This window comes from Leptospira weilii (assembly GCF_006874765.1).
GTDB lineage: Bacteria > Spirochaetota > Leptospiria > Leptospirales > Leptospiraceae > Leptospira > Leptospira weilii.
The window spans coordinates 3,198,647-3,215,000 of sequence record NZ_CP040840.1 but is presented as its reverse complement, the minus strand read 5'-3'; the positions used below and the strand labels follow the sequence as shown (position 1 = coordinate 3,215,000).

The window sequence follows — 16,354 nt, the reverse complement described above, 5'->3', positions numbered from 1 at the left end:
TGCTTGCGGCATATATGAAATTTTGAATGTGATTTTGAAATACGCTGATCTCCATTTGAATCCTAGAGGAAGCATACCTGAAGGAAAAGTCCAGGTTATTCGAATATTCGGGTTTAAGAGTGTTTTTTCCTATTTCGAATTTTCCTGTACCTTCATGAACTCCGTTGGAAAAAAGTTCGAACGGGGTGGGCGCCCTAAATCCGCGTCCATAGTTTAAAATCGCGGAAAAAGACTTATCGATTCTCCAAACGAGACCCGTTGAGTTCGTTGTCGCGTAATAATTTTTGGTTTGTTCCGTGACACCCAAGATCGTGTTGTTTTTGATATCCGCGGACCTTTTATCGCCTCGAATTCCCGCACTCAGAATCAAGGAACCGAGTTTGAGCTCTTCCAAAAAATAACCGGCTATGTTTACAATTCCATAGGAAGGAATCAAAGGTTCGGTTCCGATCGTTCTGTTTTTTTGTTCCAAACCGGAAACGCCTAAGGTTCCTTGCAAAAGATTGAATATAGGTTTATGATGAAACTTCGCGTCCGCTGTCACAGTATCTAAAAAAAGATTCAGGCCTTGGTATTTCGCTTTGTAAGTAGCTTGATAGAACCGAAATGATTTGTCGAGGATGTCTACGTTCTCGTCCCGAAGAACGTCTTTGATGGGAAAGAGTTTGTTTTTGGATTCGATCTCCCTTCGATTGTTCCTCTGATAGGAAAAATCGAGTTCCAAATTTCCGGCGGGAAAAATAAGGAAAGAATGAAAATGAGATTTTTCGTGAAGAAGTTTTTGATAAACCGTTGAACCCGGGTTTTCGTTCGGATTGTCCAATAGATCCTGGGTTTGTTCTCTTCGAAAAGAATCCAGATAAAAATTTCCCCATTTTCCGTCTAAGCCGACCGATGCATTTTGATTTTTTTCAATCATGCCTGTGTTGGGCATCGTTCCGTTCGGAGTCGTAATTCTTCCCGCTTTCCTAGTATTTGCACTGGCTCGGTAACCGAACCCGTCCATGTTGCCGTATATCGCAAAATTTCCCGCGTCTTGCTTGTTGTTCGAATAGCTGTTGGAATTGAAAATTCCTGCCATTTTGGGAACGCCTTCTCCCGAGCGGGGAGCTTTGTCTCGGATCACGTTGACTACTCCCGCGAGAGCGTCCGAACCGTAGAGTAAACTTCCCGGACCTCTAATTATTTCAACTTTTTGAATATTAAAAGAATCTAATTCAGTTGTGTGATCGTCTCCGAATTGTTGTTCTTCCTGGCGGATTCCGTCGGTCATTACGAGGACTCTTTGCCCTGTCAAACCTCGGATGATCGGTTTTGAAGTTCCGGCACCCGTGGTTAAGTTGGAAACTCCGGGAGTATTGTTGATCGCCGACATCGCCGTTTCTCCTCTTTGGCGATCGAGCTGTCTCCCCGACAAAACCGTAATCGGTTGCGGAGAGGTTAGAAAGTCCGAAATTGTGGATTTTGCAGTGACATTGATTGCAAAGCCGTCCAGAGAACTTTCGAGGAGAATGAATTGGGCTTTTTGGTCTTTTTCTCCGATCGTAACCGAAAGAGTTTCGGATTGATAACCTCTTGCGCTCGCGGTCAGAATGTATTTTCCCGGAGGGACGTGGTCTAAAACGAACTCGCCTTTTTCGTCCGTAACTGCGTTTTTTCTGGATTCTTGGATAAGGACTCTCGCGTTCGAAATCGGTTTTCCGTTTTTGTCTTTGACGACGCCGGTTAGTGCAACGTCTAAGGCGAAAACGGAAATCGGAGAAATAAAAATTAAAAATATGAATATTATAAAATGCAAATATACTTGCTCTTTCAAGCCGAACCTCCTGGACAAAAAGTCCGTTCAATCAAATAAAATTAGAAAAGAATGATTTAAGAGATGGAGGTTGAAAGAGGAGGCGCACGACCGAGCCGGATTTGAACGAAATTAGAAAGAGGAATAAGAACTTTGGAAGGGGCTAATTTTTCTTTTTGAAAGATCGAAAAAGAATTCTGAGTCAGGAAATCCGGATTCCAGATAGAATGTGTGTCTCTTTGGAACTGACAGACCGGACAAGCGGGAGCCTGTTTGGAATTCTGATATGCGGAGTAAGATGATTGAGAAAAGGTTCGAGTCTCTTTTTCTGCGTGGGTATGAAACTCCGTTCCCACAAAAAGAACGAGGAGAAGCGCAAGAAATCCGGATTTGAGAAAATTGCGAACCATTTCTTATTATTACTAATAGAGTTGTTGAAAAATTCCATAGTGAAGTTAAAAAAACTGCTCTAATCTCCCATTTCAATGAAACGGAAATAGGGGGAGAATTAATTTTTCAACAACTCTAACGATAAACCAATACTAATTAAGGGTGAGTAGGATGTAAAACGATAATTTCAATAAGGGTTTTCATTTTTAGAAATCTTATGACCGGGAGTTTTGGTTGCAGGAACGAAAGCGATTCGTAATTTCTACATTTCGGCGGCAATTTTGTTTCTTGTTCAGGATCCGAATCAATTGAATCGTATCCCGTAAGTATGAAAACTTCGTATATCTACGCTTTGAGAACTTCGCTTTCCCTCGAAGAAATCTGCGAGCAAATCCGCAATACATTATCCATATCAAATATTCAGATTTTAGAATCGAATGCCGTACTTCGATCGGATGAGTTCGAAATTGAAATCGAACTCAATTGGACTCCTTTTAATCCTATGCGGGAAAATTACTACAATTTACGCACAAAACTCAAGGAATCGAAGTACGACCCCGAATACTTGATATACAACAAGTGGCTAAAAATTCTCAAAACGTTTGAAATGGACGTTCCGATTCGGCGACTGGAAGATTATTATTATTTCTACTCGAAAGCTTCCCTTGCGAAATTTTGTAAACGGGTAGAGATGGAATTTAATTGCGGGCCTTTTGATTTCGATTATGAAAACGATAATGAGTGGGCGATTGCGGAAACCGACGATTTTACTTTTCATATATCAAGAGCGTACAAAAAATATAATATTCGAGAATACAATGTGCCGCCCGGTTGTAATTACATTGTAAATTTTACCGTAAAAGATACTGCGGATTCGAATTATGATCATAACTGGTATAATGCCGTCGGGTCTGCTCGTTGGGAAAAGATCTTAGGAGATTTATCTTGTAAATCGGTCGTGAATGAGCGGAAGAACCCGATTCATTAAAAAAAATTTAAAGCGATGTCCGGCTTAGAGTCGACGTTCCTGCAATGGAACTATTTCTTTATACTGCCAAGATTCCCGTTTCCTTTGGTAAAAATTTCTCAGTCCGTTTCCCATCGGGTTCGATCTTGGTTTTACCACTCGGACATATTAAAATGACACCAAAAATTAACGGGCGTAAGTTGCCTCGAAATACTTTATCTTTATTTAAAATGCCAATTCCGATGATTCTAGGATATTTTTGAGTTTGGCCCCAAACCATACCATGTGGGAATTCCTACGTTTTTAAACGATGAGAAAAATCATTTCGGTCGTCTTGAATCGAAAACGATGATTTGTCAGTAGGCTGTTTTTTTTAGGTTTGTTTACGAAAAAACTTTCCTTCGCGTTTCTCGTTCATAGAACTCGTAGAATTCTCTCTAAGGTTTTTTGTTTTTCTTCAAAGGGAAAAAAATGAGAGGTTCCCGGCCAAATCTCTAAGGTTGATTTTTTATTTCCCGAACTGATTTTTCTCGCGCTTTTTGGGGAACAAACTTCGTGCGGATCGGGAATTGTAAGATGTGTTTCCGTCTTGATTTTTCCAAATTGAAACAAACTTCGATAACTCACCGAGTCGAAAATTTTCGCTTCCACTTCGGGAAGACAACGTAAAAGAGCTTTTCCGTTTTCTCCGATTCGAAAACAACTTCGGATATAATCGTCGAAAATTTCAGAATCCATCTTGAAAAAAGAAGGGGTTCTTCTGTAGAGTTTGGAAACGGTTTCTATATTTTTAAATTCCCTTCTTCTTTTGATGGCAACTTTGGCAAGAGGGTTGTGAAAAAGTCGGGAATAAGTTACTTTCAAAAAATCTAATACGACCGGATCGTGTGCGATCACCTTATCGAACTTTTCGGGAGAGTGATACGAAGCGAGTAAAAGACTTGCGCCTCCCAGGGAATGACCGATGCCGATGATTTTCTGTAGATTTTCCGTTTCTATCAAGGCAAGGATTTGATCTCTAAAAAAATACCAGTTTTTAAAATCGAGAGTGGAATCGGATTCCCCGTGACCCGCAAAATCGAGAGCGATGACTCGGTGCGTTTTAGAAAGAGCCTCAATGTAAAATTTATACGTAAAAGCGCTGTATCCGTTTGCATGACAGAGAACGATCGTCCGTTTTGAATTGGAATTCGAACCTGTGTCGATATAAGAAAGATTGAGTCCTTGGAAGGAAAACGTTTTTCTGAACATAGCGAAAAGATTTGACCTTGATATTTCCAACTCCTTCGATGGACTGGCTTTTGTAAAGTTGAAACCGGGGCCGCTATGCAGATACAAGTTCTTATCGTTTTTACCGTCGCTCTTGCGTTTAACGCGCTTGCCAATATTCTGATTAAGGCTAGTTCTCTAAACGACGTTTCCGAAAAAATGGAGGGATTGCGAGCAATTCCGCAAGTCGTCTTCAATCCGATTTTTATCGGAGGATTGGTTTCTTTCGGTTTAGCGCTTTTGGGATATCGTTTCGTTTTAGGAAAAGGATTAAAACTTTCTCTCGCATATCCTGTTTTTACGAGTGCGGGTTTTATTATCGTATTGATCGCGTCTTCCATCGTGTTTAAAGAAAGATTAACCTGGCCTCAGTGGGCGGGAATCGTTCTCATTCTTGCGGGTGTTTGGCTTTGTGCCGCCAATATGTTCGAAACAAAATCTTAATCTGATTTTTGGAATGTTTCTTAGGTGACGCGTGGCGCCGGGATTTTCGATTCTCACGATTCATTCAAATTGAACTTGAAAGATTTGATTTGCCCCAAAGTCCGCGACAAGAAGTCTTTGATTGAGACAATCTATTTTGACCGCGCCGATTGCGGCAAACGTATGAGTAATCGTGGAAACGTTGAGGTCCGGGTCGACGATTCGGATTTTGTTGGAGTTTGTATCCGATACGAACATATAGCCGCTGTTGTCGAGAGAAATAAAAGCGGGACCATTAAAGGATGCGTTTAAGCCTTTTCCATCTATGCTTGCTCCGATTCCGTTCCCCAAAAAAGTGGAAACAGTCGAAGTTTTAAGATCGATCTTACGAATTCTGTGATCTTGAAGATCCGCGACTAATAGACTATCGGTTTTTTGATCATAAGTAATTCCTAATGGAGATTTGAATTGTGCCGAGACCAAATCCCCGTCTAAATAACCCGAAACTCCTCCTGAAAGCGTGCTCACGGTTTCGGAATTTAAATTTATTTTTCGGATTGCGTGGTTGCCCAATTCTCCCACGTATAAATTCCTTTCCCGATCCAAGTCCATAAAGAACGGACCTTTGAATAAGGAATTCAACCTATCCCCGTTTTGGAATCCATCTATGTCCGAAATCCCCGCATATAAGGAAAATTGATTTATATGATCGATTTTGAATATTTGGGCACTTTCTTTGCAGGAAACGTATTTATCTCCTGTGATCGGATCGAATTTGATTCCGGAAGGAGCTTGCAAGGTTAAACTTGTGAAAAGAGTGGTCACATTGCCGAAGCGGTCTATCTTACGAATCAGATTCGCAGTTTGGTCGCTCACGAAAATGTTTCCGAAGGTGTCTAATTCCAAACCAAAAGGAGTATTGAAAGAAGCGGTTTGAGTCGTTCCGTCGACACTTTCCTTAATTCCCGTTCCTGCGAATAAACTTATCACAGGTTTGTTTGTAACCTTAAGTTTACAAAGATGGCATTCTTTAAGGATACAGTCCAGGATCGCGTTTTCCAACCAAGCCCGGCTCATAAAAATACTCGGGTTATAAACGGAAGAGGGAGAACAAGAAACGAATGCCAGAATGAAAATTATAACTCGATAAAACATGCGGCGATCCTTTCCTTAACGTTAAAGTATAACAATATATGTTTCTAAATGAAAAGACGACAAAAAATCCGATAAAAAATTTCCAAAAACCAAAATGGGGTTTCGAAAAAAATAAAATTAGCAATTCAAAAACTCTAGGTTATGAATTTTGGGGATTCTCAAAATGGAAATAAAAAAGGGTATCTCAATTTATTCTTTTTTACTCTATGGGAAAAGATTCTTTTTGAAGAGGTTTTGATTCGATGAACAGAGGTCCACTTTCCGGAGTAAAGGTAATCGATTTAAGTTTATTGCTTCCAGGTCCGCTTTGTTCCATGTATTTGGGAGATATGGGAGCGGATGTAATTAAGGTTGAAAATCCGAGAGCGATGGATGCCACCCGGGTTATGTTTAAAAAAGCGAATGGAGCCCCTTCCTTATTTTTGATGCTCAATCGAAATAAGAAAGCGATCACTCTCAACTTGAAAAAGGAAAAGTCGAGGGAAATATTTTTTAAACTATTAGAAGACGCTGATATACTTTTGGAAGGTTTTCGACCGGACGGACTTGCCAAGATGGGGCTCGGTTACGAGGATTTGAAAGAGCGTTTCCCGCGTTTGATTTACTGCGGTATCTACGGATACGGAGCGGAAGGAAAATATAGGGACTTTGCCGGACACGATGTGAACTATCTTTCACTTTCGGGAGTTCTTTCGCAGACCGGTAAAATTCCCCAGATTCCCGGTTATCAGCTTGCGGATATAGGAGGAGGAACGATGACGGCTCTTGCTTCGATTTTGGCGGCCTTGTATGCGAGGGAAAAGACGGGGAAGGGACAGAAGATCGCAATTTCTATGATGGATTCTTCCCTTCCGTTTTTATCTTTGTATGGGGGAATATTCGCGGCTACCGGAAAAAATCCGGAAGGGGGAAACGAACTTCTATCCGGTAAATTACCGAATTATAATGTATATCGGACCAAGGAAGGACGTTGGGTTGCGTTAGGCGCACTTGAAGACATGTTTTTTAAGACCTTTTTACGCCAGTCGGGATTAGATGGACATTTGGAAGAATTACCAACGGAAGAGAAAAACTTTTCCAAGTGGAAAGAAATTCTTACCGCTTATTTCGCATCCAAGACATTCGAAGATTTGAATTTTCTATTTGAGAACGAGGATTCTTGTCTGACTCCCGTTAAGACGATGGAAGAAGTCAGTAAGGATCCGGTTTTAAGGGAAAGGGGAATGATTTTAGATAAAAAACATCCCGAATATGGAGATTACTTTCAATTCGGAGCCCCCTTTCCGTTTTCCGCAACCCCGATTACATATCGATTGGATCCTCCGAAACATGGGGAACATAATACGTCGATTTACCAGTCTCTAGGATATACTTTGGAAGAAATCGAAACAATGAAAAGAGAAAAAGTGATCTGATTTTGTTTTGAGACATTTTAGGCCGCTGAAATGTTTTTTGGATTCGAATCTCTAAACACTAAAAACAGAACGTTCGTTCTTTAAAATTGAAAAGAATGGCTCATTTTAAGAGAATTTTTTAAGAGAATGAATTTCGGATAAAAAGTTTTAAACGTAAAATGAATAAAAAAGAAAAAAACGAGCGTAGCGCCAATTTTTTCCTCTGTATTTTGGTTTGATCTAATCACGGAGAAAAAAAAAGTAGGATCAGAACACTCTCGTAAGAAGGGAAAAACCGATGTACCAGGAATTTACCGAACAACAGCTCGAAATCAGGGACCAGATCCGCAATTTCGTGAAAAAAGAAATCACACATGAAGTTGCAAGTCACTGGGACGAAGAAAATAAACATCCCGAAGAACTCATTAATCGTATGAGAAAAGAATTGGGAGTCAACGGTTTGACTATCCCCGAAGAATACGGCGGTTGGGGACTTGGTTCGGTGGAGCAGTGTCTCGTCACCGAAGAACTTTCCAGAGGATGTCTGGGAATTTCTCTTTGTTTTGGTTATACAGGTCTTGGGATTCTTCCTATTTTGAAAGGAGCTTCTCACGAACAAAAGAAGAAATGGTTACAACCGGTTATAGATGGAGAGTATGGAATCTCTTTCTGTCTTTCCGAGCCGGGTGCGGGATCCGACGTTCCGGGTATGAGTACGACTGCCGTTAAAAAAGGCGACAAGTGGGTTATCAATGGAACGAAACAATGGATCACAGGCGGTGGTAGTGCCGGCGCCTATACTGTGTTTGCCTATACCGATAAGGGAAGAGGGACTAGAGGAGTGAGTTGTTTCTATGTGAAGAGAGATACTCCGGGCCTGACCGTCGGTAAAAAAGAAGACAAACTCGGAATCCGTGCTTCCGATACTCGCCAAATCATCTTTGAAGATTGCGCCGTGGAAGAAGCGAACATGATTGGAAGAGAAAACTTAGGATTTATTTACGCGCTTCAAACTCTAAACGCTTCTCGTCCGTATGTTGCGGCGATGGGAGTAGGTGTCGCTCAAGCGGCCCTTGACTACGCTTCCAAATATGCAAGACAAAGAGAGCAGTTTGGATCCAAGATCTCTAGCTTCCAAGCCGTTCAGCACATGCTTGCGGATATGTCCATCGGTTTGGAAACTTCCCGCCAAGTGACGTATCTTGCGGCGAGGATGGCCGACGCCGATGATCCGAGACTTCCCAAGTATTCCGCAATTGCAAAAGCTCACGCTTCCGAGACCGCGATGAAATGCGCTCTGGACGCGGTTCAAATTTTCGGCGGATACGGTTATACGAAAGAATATCCCGTCGAAAAACTGATGAGAGATGCGAAAATCCTTTGTATTTTCGAAGGAACCACTCAGATCCAGAAAAACGAGATCGCGGCTTACGTGATTCGTGAAGCGGCGTCCGCTAAATAAGAATATTAGAATTTTCGAAAATGCGTTCTTACATGACGGGACGCGCGTTTGAAAAATTACGGAATTAGAAAAAAGTTTTCGAAAACCGCAAGTGAACTAAAAGGCGTTTGGCGCTTTGCCAGCGCCTTTTTTATTACGATTTTGAGTCCTTGAAACGAAAGTTACTACTCGGCCGCGTGAAAATGATACTCGAAAATAAGCGGTCGGTTTTGCAAAAGTACAGCGGTTCTCAAAAATTAAGTCAAATCGGGAATCCCGACTTTTTAAAGGAAGATTCCAATATTCTAATTTTCGAAATAAGTTTGTCATAGTATTCTATTCGTGCGTTCGAGTAGTAATTACCTTTTGGCGTCCAAAATTTTCAAGCGATTTCGGCGATCATTGTATGAGACGTATCGATCCAAAAATCCGAATTTCCTAAAATAAAAACAAATAAATCTAAACGAGATTTGACGGTTCGTTTTTGAAAAATCTTTTTCCTGATTTCAAGGGTTTTGAAACTTATCCGATTATTTCTTATTTACAACGCGGATCCTTAGAGAGCGTTTCGATAAGTTACCTAAAAACTCAACGACTCGTTTCTATTGGCGCTCGCCACCCACCTAAAATTAGGGAACTCAAGCACAACGCTTCCTAAATTCAAATTTTGCTTCCGAAGGGGTATGAGATAGGGCTTGTTCTGGGTTCTTCTTTGTGTAATTTCTTTTTTTGTAAATTGATGTTTACCTTCGTTTTCGTTAGAAAACGCTAGATTTATTTTTGGAGTTCGCTTCCGAATCTGTAATTAAAATTGTTTTCAATTCGAATTGACAGTGTGATCCCTCATTCGAACCATTGACCCAGGATGGTCCATATGTATAGGATTGTGTCCGTTTTGTTCTTTATTTTTTTTCTGCCCGTTTTTTATGACTGTAAAGAACCGGTTCAAAAAGCGGAACTGGAAAGTTTTGTTATAAAGAACGTCATTCATCCCAATAACAACCCTTACAACAAGGATAAAGTGGAGTTGGGAAAACTGCTCTACTTTGATAAACGACTTTCACTCAATGGGGATACAAATTGTGCGATTTGTCATTCGGTGGAAATACAGAACTCGGAAAAAAATTCTTTACCTAAAAGTAAAATTCACAATTCCCCGGCCTCTTCTCTTACAAATGTAGGTTTGTATAAGGATGTGTTCATTGATCCTCAGACGAAAGATTTGGAAGAAATTGTAAAGGAAAGGATTTACACGGCGGTAATGCTCAAAAACGAGAAGACCATCGTAGCGAGACTCAATCAGGTTCCAGAATACAGACAGCTTTTCGAAAAAGCATTCGGTTCTCCTGGAATTACGATGGATCGGATCGTAAAAGCGATTTCCGCGTTTGAAAGAACGATCATATCCAAGAATTCTAAATTCGATCGTTATGTGATGGGGGAAGAGTCTGCGCTTTCCCCGGCTCAGATACGGGGCTTAGACGTGTTTATGAACAAGGCCAAATGCTCCCAATGCCACAAGGGACCGAATTTTTCGGATTCTGAAAAACATACCACCGGTCTTAGCGGAGTCGTTCAAAAAGTAAGAACCCCGAGTCTTAGAGACGTGAGTAGGAAAAGCGAATTTATGCATAACGGAGGATTTACGAAGTTGGAAGACGTAGTGGATCATTTCGTAAACGGGGGGGCGAAGGATTCAATCGAAGACCCGCTTTTAAAACCTATGACGATTACGGAGGAAGAAAGAAGGGATCTGATAGAATTCCTGAAATCTCTCGAAGGGGAATCTCATCCATTAGAAATGCCTAAAATACCAAGAGCTTAAAAGGGTTTCTGTTCGTTATAAATCGTGCATAACGGATAATTTTTCTTGAACCCTAACTTTTAGTGCGGTTCGGTATACTTCAATCACCCAAAACCAGGAAAACTCAGGCACAACGCTTCCTAAGGGGCGCGTTGTGGGCGTAAGTTTCACAGAGGATTTGTCGGAATTCCGACAGATTTATCTTTGGATTCAAGTCATTGTGGTGCCCTTAGGAAGTGCGACATTTTAGTTTCTTTAAAACAACGTACCGTTAATTTGAATATAAATCCCGCGGTTTAGGACGCAGAATTTTAGACACTCTATTATGTAGTAAAGATTGAATAGTAAGAAAAGAAGTACGAAATAAAAAAGGCCCTCAAAGAAGAGAGCCTTTTACAAATAGAATTTTATAAACTCTATATTTTTTAGAGTTCGTGTTTATAGCCAAATCTATAAATTTGCCCACCGACAACGATCGGATAAGTAGGAAAAGGAGCGAGAGTCGCGGCCCCTCCTATGGATTGTGTTTTACCGACTGCATAAGCGGCAGACATAATCGTTTCTAGTTCTAAAAATACGTGGCCTTTATCGGTTACTCTCGCCTGAGTTCCGATTAAGAAGTTTGGAGCGATTCCAGTAGCTCGGAATCGAATATGTTCACGAGTGGTAATTGGATCGGTTCCATCGCTCAGTAAGTTTGCAACACTTGTAACTCCGGCAGCGGCTAAAATATCATGACCGCCTTTGATATTGTTCATTCCATTCAACGACCATCCACCGCTGAAGTAGTTCAAACCGGCACCCATATAAACTGCGGCATCTTCGGTGACATTCAATTTGATACCCACGGTAGCTGGAATTACGATAGCGCTGAATCCCCAAGTCATGTCGACGATATTGAAGCCTGCAATATCAGCCTTTGTGATACCACCGGCGATTTTCTGTGTGTATTCTGCCGCAACTCTCCAAAAGAAATATTTTCCAAAATCGGATTCGTAACCTACCATTAGGTTTCCTCCGACCATTGCGCCTTTGGTAGATCTTGCATTGATAATACCACCGGTCGTTCTATCAAGGGTAACCAGTCGATTTTCAGCGGCAATTGCTCTTCTTGTTCCGACCCCTACGTAATTTCCTTCGCCCGCAGGTCTAGAAGGGTTTTGAACACAAGTAGGCTCACTTGCACTTACGGTACAAGTGTCGGTTGATCTAACTGGACCATAATAGGTTGCAGCATCCAAACCGTCTTTAGTGATTGTTCCACCTAATTGGCCCAGGTCTAATTGTAACCCGAATCCTACAATTGCGTACGATTTTGCACTAAGACTCGCAGCCGAAGAAAACACCACAGCTAGGGCAAACAACACCTTACTCATGTTACGAATCATTGATAACTCCTTAACTCACGATTCAATTAGAATTTAATTGTGCTTCCGGAAGCTTTGTATTCGGTTTCCGAATCCCGGACACAGGATGAAACTTTAGAAGTTCATGGATTAGTGTCAAACAGGATTTCGTAAAAAGGCTGAAAAGTTCCTAAAATTCTTAAAGCGGGGATAAAAAACGTTCTCATTTTATAACAAGTGTTATGTGTTGGTGTGAGTTTTGTTGTGACGAAAATTTTTTATCAATCTTTTAAGTAATTCCGAAAAATCCTATTTTATATTTTAATTTTAAAAGAGGTAACGGAATTTTCGAAATATCTTTTGTGTCATGCGATCCGAGTTGTTTTTCGAAGAATTTGAATATGATAACAGAATTGAAGATTTTTGTTCCAAATGGAATAAAGAAGCGGGTTGAATAGAATTGCCGATAGGAACTTTCGAAGGCTATTTTTATTGATAAGCGGGAGATCGGGCGAGTTACTACTCGGGCGCATGAAAATGGTACCAAAAATTAACGAACGGTTTTTGCAAAGATATAGAAGCGCTGACAAAAGTGTGCCGAATCCAGAATTGTTGTTTTTTTGAAGAAGATTGAACATTCTAAATTTTGAAACAAACTTATTACAGTATTCTTTTCACACGTCCGAATAGTAATTTCCGAAGAACCCTATCGCTCTGTTTCTCTAAAAAAGTGGGGAATAAAAAATAAGAACAAGAAAGGAGAAAGATTCGGGCCGAAAGTGAAAATCGGCCCGGATGGAAAAGAAAAGAATTTACATTCTTTCTATGATGGTCGCGATTCCCATTCCCCCTCCGATACAAAGGGTAATCAGAGCATAACGTTTCTGCCTTCTTTCAAGCTCGTCTAACGCGGTTCCGAGAAGAATCGCCCCAGTTGCCCCAAGAGGATGTCCGAGAGAAATGGAACCTCCGTTGACGTTGATTTTTTCCAGAGGAATGCCCAGCGATTTCTGGGCGTAAAGAACCACGGAAGCAAACGCTTCGTTGATTTCCCAAAGATCGATATCGTCGGCCTTGAGTCCGGCTATCGCTAACGCTTTTTTAGAAGCGGAAACAGGCCCTGTTAACATGATCGTAGGGTCTTCGCCTGTGGAAGCCATCGCGACGATTTTCGCGCGGGGTTTGAGTCCGTATTTTTTGATCCCTTCGTCCGAAGCAAGAAGAACCGAAGCTGCACCGTCTACTATTCCGGAAGAGTTACCTAATGTGTGTATATGATTGATTTTCGGAATTTCCGGGTAAGATTTAAGAGCGATCGCATCCAATTCTTTTTCGCCGATCGTTTTGAAAACCGGAGCCAAATCGGAGAGCCATTCGAAAGTGGATTCGATTCTCGGATTTTCATCCGTATCGACTATGGTACCATCCTCGGTTTTAACCGGAACGATGGATTTTTTGAAGTAACCTTCTTTGATCGCTTTGTCCGCTTTGATCTGAGATGATTCCGCAAAACGATCCGCTTCCTCGCGGGAAATTCCGAACTTAGTCGCGATCAAATCCGCAGAGATTCCTTGAGGCACCAAATTATAGTGTTTTTGAATATTCGGATTTCCGATATTAAAGTCTCTTCCGTTCATATCGGCCCCCATCTTTACGCGGGACATTGATTCAACTCCTCCTCCGAGGGCGATTTGCATGGAACCGGATTGAACGTGGTTAGCGGCATTGTTGACCGCTTGAAGTCCGGAACCGCAGAAACGGTTTACGGTATAACCGGGGACTGAGTTCGGCCAAAGCGCAGACATGACCGCATAACGTGCAATGCAAGCCGCTTGATCGTCCACTTGAGATACGCATCCCATAACGACTTCTTCTACGATTTCAGGTTTGATTCCGTTTCTTTCTTGGATCGCATTTAAGGTTGCGGCAGAGAGTTCCTGCGGGTGAATGCTCGCCAGGGCCCCTCTTTTTTTTCCTTTTCCTCTCGGGGTTCTGACCGCATCGATTACATAAGCGTTTGACATTGTATTACCTCGCTGCCGATTTTTCTCTTGGGATTAAATTGAACAGCTGTTTAGTGATTTTGGATATTCCGGTTTCTATTTTTGAGAGGCCAGGGAGTTTGCAATTCTTTTTGCGGGAATTCTATAAAGAGTAGTTTCAGTATTGAACAAAGGCGCTTTTTTCCGCCATTCTCATGCTATCTGATAAACCGTTTCGATCAGTTCCGGATGATTATAGTGATGCGGATTTACATTATATAATGGAGTTCCAAGATTCTGTTCTTAAATGGGGATTTGTGTTAAAATCGGCGCGTAAGGATCGGTACTATAATCGGCCTATTTTGATTCTAAGCTTGCCCCAAGATTCAAGGTATCAACCCGTAATCATTCTGGCAGGTTCGTAATAAAATAAAGTGGTTCCCGGAGATCGGTATGATTCTTGAATGGATAAACCCAAAATGAAACGAAAAAATCTTTTTCGTATGTTTTGATAATAAGGTTTGTTTCTTTTAGAGCCTGCTGTCACAGCTCACCCTAATTCTGCTTGCGGGAAGTTTCAGAAAGTCTATATCTTCGCATGTGAATGATTCATACAAAAATCCAAAAATGACCGGAGGCCTATTTTTGAACATTTTTCCAGTCCATTGCCCCCATTGATGATTTCCTGTTCCTACAAAACCAAGATCGACAAAACTAGCTCCTTCACGTTCTTTGGAATAGAGATTCTCAAAAACCAAATCTTTTGTTTTGGATTTTATCACTAATAATCGTCTGCATTTAACTTCATTGCTTTTTAAAATATCTTGAACATGATACTTTAAACCTTCCGACTCGAATTGATAGGTTTGTCCGAACGTATATCCTTTAAATATTGAAACATGTTCCGGTTTCATCTTTATATTAGGAAATTCTTTAAGGTCGATTTTTTTCCAAAGGATCCGTTTCATTTTTCCTTTGTTAAACGGATTTTGCTTACCTATATAAACTAGAATATTGCTAAAGTATTTGTCTCTAAAGCCTTTGAGTAATTTTTTATCAATTGCGAATCCAATTTGATAGTCACCTTGGCGATAGGGCCAATCCTTGCTACTTGCATGGACATTGAGACAGGCGACTGCGTTCAAATTTTTGACCGTAAAAGAAACTAGATAATCTGTGGAATAATCATAGATGAATACTTTATCGGTTTCCGAAATTTTAATATTCGAAAGGAGCCTATCTCTGTATTTCGACCCCAAAATCAAGTATTCTGCATTTCTTCTTTTTTGTATCGGATTTGGCATTGCGAACCAATCGGGTCGATCCGGCAAACGGTAATTATCGGAAAGTGATATAAACCCGACGCTTTGCTTTTCGCGTAATACCATCATATAGATACTCAGATCTTCTGGAGCAATGGTCGGTTTGCGAAGGGTTGAACTTTTTTGATCCGGGTCAGCGTATACGTTACACGAACTAAAGATGAAAATTGAAACGAATAAACAGAAGAGTGATTTATACTTTGTCCTTTTGAATTTATTGTTAATTTCAAAATTGTGCAATAGAGTTCCCCGAAACAACGGACATGGTTATGTAGTAATTCTTTTTCTGAACTGAAATAGCTTAACGTCGAGTATCTTCTCTTTGTTGTAATATCTTTCGATATAGTCAAATAGAAAATATTGCGCTTCCCTTATTGTGTTGAATTTTCTTCTGTGACTTCCTCTACTTTTAAAGTTTTAAAGAACGATTCCAAGGAACTCAGCGTCTCGCTTCTATTGGCGCTCGACGGGATTTGGGCGCGCTGTAAATATCCCGAGGCTTTGAATTTTCATTATTTAAAATTTAAGGATTATTGGAAAGTCGTATAAAAAATGGAAAGTTAATCCTTCGACAACTGTCGACTCCGAATAGCCGAAACCTTTCACTATTCCGAGAAAGCATAGGAATCTATAAAATTAATAAAAAAGGAATATTATGAATTTAGAAAGTAATTTGTTTTTGATCGGATTCGGAGGGGCGATCGGAAGTGTATTCCGTTATCTGTTGCAATATTGGTTCGGAAGCGTTCTCGGATTTTGGGGACATTGACTGCAAATTTAATCGGTTCCTTTGTCATCGGGATCGTATATGCCTTGTTTGACCGGTTCCCGGTTTTAGATCCTCAGTGGAAGTTTTTAATCGCTTCCGGACTTTGTGGAGGTTTTACGACCTTTTCGACGTTTTCTTACGAAACCTTTCAATTGTTAAAATCCGGCCATTACGTTTTATTTTTCGGATATATCCTCTTAACTGTAATCGGTGGAATCGGTTTCACTTTTGCTGGAATTTGGACGGTGAAAAATTTTTGAGAAAGAACGAATAACTTCTTAAGTTATGCGTTTTTTG

Annotated in this window: 12 protein-coding genes and 1 pseudogene (1 of these 13 only partly in view); 6 read left to right on the top strand and 7 right to left on the bottom strand. The window is 40.7% G+C overall.

Annotated elements, in window-relative coordinates; genetic code table 11:
- On the bottom strand, positions 1 to 1,816 hold the 5' portion of the coding sequence (locus FHG67_RS15595) for a TonB-dependent receptor (protein WP_061216570.1). It extends 518 nt beyond the left edge of the window; 1,816 of the gene's 2,334 nt are visible here — the first part of the coding sequence; it begins with the start codon at positions 1,814 to 1,816; the stop codon falls past the left edge of the window.
- Positions 1,817 to 1,872: 56 nt separating this feature from the next.
- Positions 1,873 to 2,205 carry an LIC10965 family protein gene (locus FHG67_RS15590; RefSeq protein WP_004496404.1) on the bottom strand — a complete coding sequence of 111 codons (333 nt, stop codon included), beginning with the start codon at positions 2,203 to 2,205 and terminating at the stop codon, positions 1,873 to 1,875.
- 308 nt (positions 2,206 to 2,513) lie between these two features.
- On the opposite strand from FHG67_RS15590, the gene FHG67_RS15585 reads away from it, so the two are divergent.
- A complete protein-coding gene (locus tag FHG67_RS15585; RefSeq protein ID WP_004496416.1) occupies positions 2,514 to 3,173 on the top strand; it encodes a hypothetical protein in 660 nt (219 codons plus the stop codon).
- A gap of 393 nt (positions 3,174 to 3,566) precedes the next feature.
- On the opposite strand, the gene FHG67_RS15580 is transcribed toward FHG67_RS15585, so the two are convergent.
- The gene (locus tag FHG67_RS15580; RefSeq protein WP_004498807.1) at positions 3,567 to 4,403 is read right to left on the bottom strand and encodes an alpha/beta fold hydrolase; all 837 of its coding nucleotides are present in this window, start codon (positions 4,401 to 4,403) and stop codon (positions 3,567 to 3,569) included.
- 75 nt (positions 4,404 to 4,478) lie between these two features.
- Between FHG67_RS15580 and FHG67_RS15575 the strand changes: the two genes are divergently transcribed.
- The gene (locus FHG67_RS15575) at positions 4,479 to 4,865 is read left to right on the top strand and encodes a DMT family transporter (RefSeq protein ID WP_002618613.1); all 387 of its coding nucleotides are present in this window, start codon (positions 4,479 to 4,481) and stop codon (positions 4,863 to 4,865) included.
- A gap of 60 nt (positions 4,866 to 4,925) precedes the next feature.
- Here FHG67_RS15575 and FHG67_RS15570 read toward each other — a convergent pair whose 3' ends face one another.
- Positions 4,926 to 5,999: an NHL repeat-containing protein gene (locus FHG67_RS15570; protein WP_004501618.1), complete on the bottom strand. Its 1,074-nt coding sequence runs from the start codon at positions 5,997 to 5,999 to the stop codon at positions 4,926 to 4,928.
- A 314-nt stretch (positions 6,000 to 6,313) separates the two neighbouring features.
- On the opposite strand from FHG67_RS15570, the gene FHG67_RS15565 reads away from it, so the two are divergent.
- From FHG67_RS15565 to FHG67_RS15555, 3 genes are all read left to right on the top strand, one after another.
- Complete coding sequence (locus tag FHG67_RS15565) at positions 6,314 to 7,414, top strand: CaiB/BaiF CoA transferase family protein (protein WP_004496358.1); 1,101 nt, start codon at positions 6,314 to 6,316, stop codon at positions 7,412 to 7,414.
- Positions 7,415 to 7,691: 277 nt separating this feature from the next.
- Entirely contained in the window at positions 7,692 to 8,855 is a 1,164-nt protein-coding gene (locus FHG67_RS15560) for an acyl-CoA dehydrogenase family protein (protein WP_002618604.1), read from the top strand.
- Positions 8,856 to 9,708: 853 nt separating this feature from the next.
- A complete protein-coding gene (locus tag FHG67_RS15555) occupies positions 9,709 to 10,659 on the top strand; it encodes a cytochrome-c peroxidase (RefSeq protein ID WP_004501612.1) in 951 nt (316 codons plus the stop codon).
- Positions 10,660 to 11,063: 404 nt separating this feature from the next.
- On the opposite strand, the gene FHG67_RS15550 is transcribed toward FHG67_RS15555, so the two are convergent.
- The 3 genes from FHG67_RS15550 to FHG67_RS15540 form a co-directional block, all read right to left on the bottom strand.
- Positions 11,064 to 12,026 carry a porin OmpL1 gene (locus tag FHG67_RS15550; RefSeq protein ID WP_004503844.1) on the bottom strand — a complete coding sequence of 321 codons (963 nt, stop codon included), beginning with the start codon at positions 12,024 to 12,026 and terminating at the stop codon, positions 11,064 to 11,066.
- 770 nt (positions 12,027 to 12,796) lie between these two features.
- Positions 12,797 to 14,008 (bottom strand): acetyl-CoA C-acetyltransferase, encoded by a 1,212-nt coding sequence (locus FHG67_RS15545; protein ID WP_002618625.1) that lies wholly within the window; start codon positions 14,006 to 14,008, stop codon positions 12,797 to 12,799.
- A gap of 488 nt (positions 14,009 to 14,496) precedes the next feature.
- The gene (locus FHG67_RS15540) at positions 14,497 to 15,354 is read right to left on the bottom strand and encodes a hypothetical protein (protein ID WP_244947493.1); all 858 of its coding nucleotides are present in this window, start codon (positions 15,352 to 15,354) and stop codon (positions 14,497 to 14,499) included.
- Between the two features lie 589 nt (positions 15,355 to 15,943).
- Between FHG67_RS15540 and crcB the strand changes: the two are divergent.
- A pseudogene (gene crcB / locus FHG67_RS15535) lies at positions 15,944 to 16,317 on the top strand (fluoride efflux transporter CrcB).
- Positions 16,318 to 16,354: the final 37 nt, after the last annotated feature.

What these genes read in the sequence shown, in the direction of transcription:
- FHG67_RS15590 (WP_004496404.1), bottom strand. Translation starts at nt 2,205, where the DNA reads ATGGTTCGCAATTTTCTCAAATCCGGATTTCTTGCGCTTCTCCTCGTT.
- FHG67_RS15585 (WP_004496416.1), top strand. Translation starts at nt 2,514, where the DNA reads ATGAAAACTTCGTATATCTACGCTTTGAGAACTTCGCTTTCCCTCGAA.
- FHG67_RS15580 (WP_004498807.1), bottom strand. Translation starts at nt 4,403, where the DNA reads ATGTTCAGAAAAACGTTTTCCTTCCAAGGACTCAATCTTTCTTATATC.
- FHG67_RS15575 (WP_002618613.1), top strand. Translation starts at nt 4,479, where the DNA reads ATGCAGATACAAGTTCTTATCGTTTTTACCGTCGCTCTTGCGTTTAAC.
- FHG67_RS15570 (WP_004501618.1), bottom strand. Translation starts at nt 5,999, where the DNA reads ATGTTTTATCGAGTTATAATTTTCATTCTGGCATTCGTTTCTTGTTCT.
- FHG67_RS15565 (WP_004496358.1), top strand. Translation starts at nt 6,314, where the DNA reads ATGTATTTGGGAGATATGGGAGCGGATGTAATTAAGGTTGAAAATCCG.
- FHG67_RS15560 (WP_002618604.1), top strand. Translation starts at nt 7,692, where the DNA reads ATGTACCAGGAATTTACCGAACAACAGCTCGAAATCAGGGACCAGATC.
- FHG67_RS15555 (WP_004501612.1), top strand. Translation starts at nt 9,709, where the DNA reads ATGTATAGGATTGTGTCCGTTTTGTTCTTTATTTTTTTTCTGCCCGTT.
- FHG67_RS15550 (WP_004503844.1), bottom strand. Translation starts at nt 12,026, where the DNA reads ATGATTCGTAACATGAGTAAGGTGTTGTTTGCCCTAGCTGTGGTGTTT.
- FHG67_RS15545 (WP_002618625.1), bottom strand. Translation starts at nt 14,008, where the DNA reads ATGTCAAACGCTTATGTAATCGATGCGGTCAGAACCCCGAGAGGAAAA.
- FHG67_RS15540 (WP_244947493.1), bottom strand. Translation starts at nt 15,354, where the DNA reads ATGGTATTACGCGAAAAGCAAAGCGTCGGGTTTATATCACTTTCCGAT.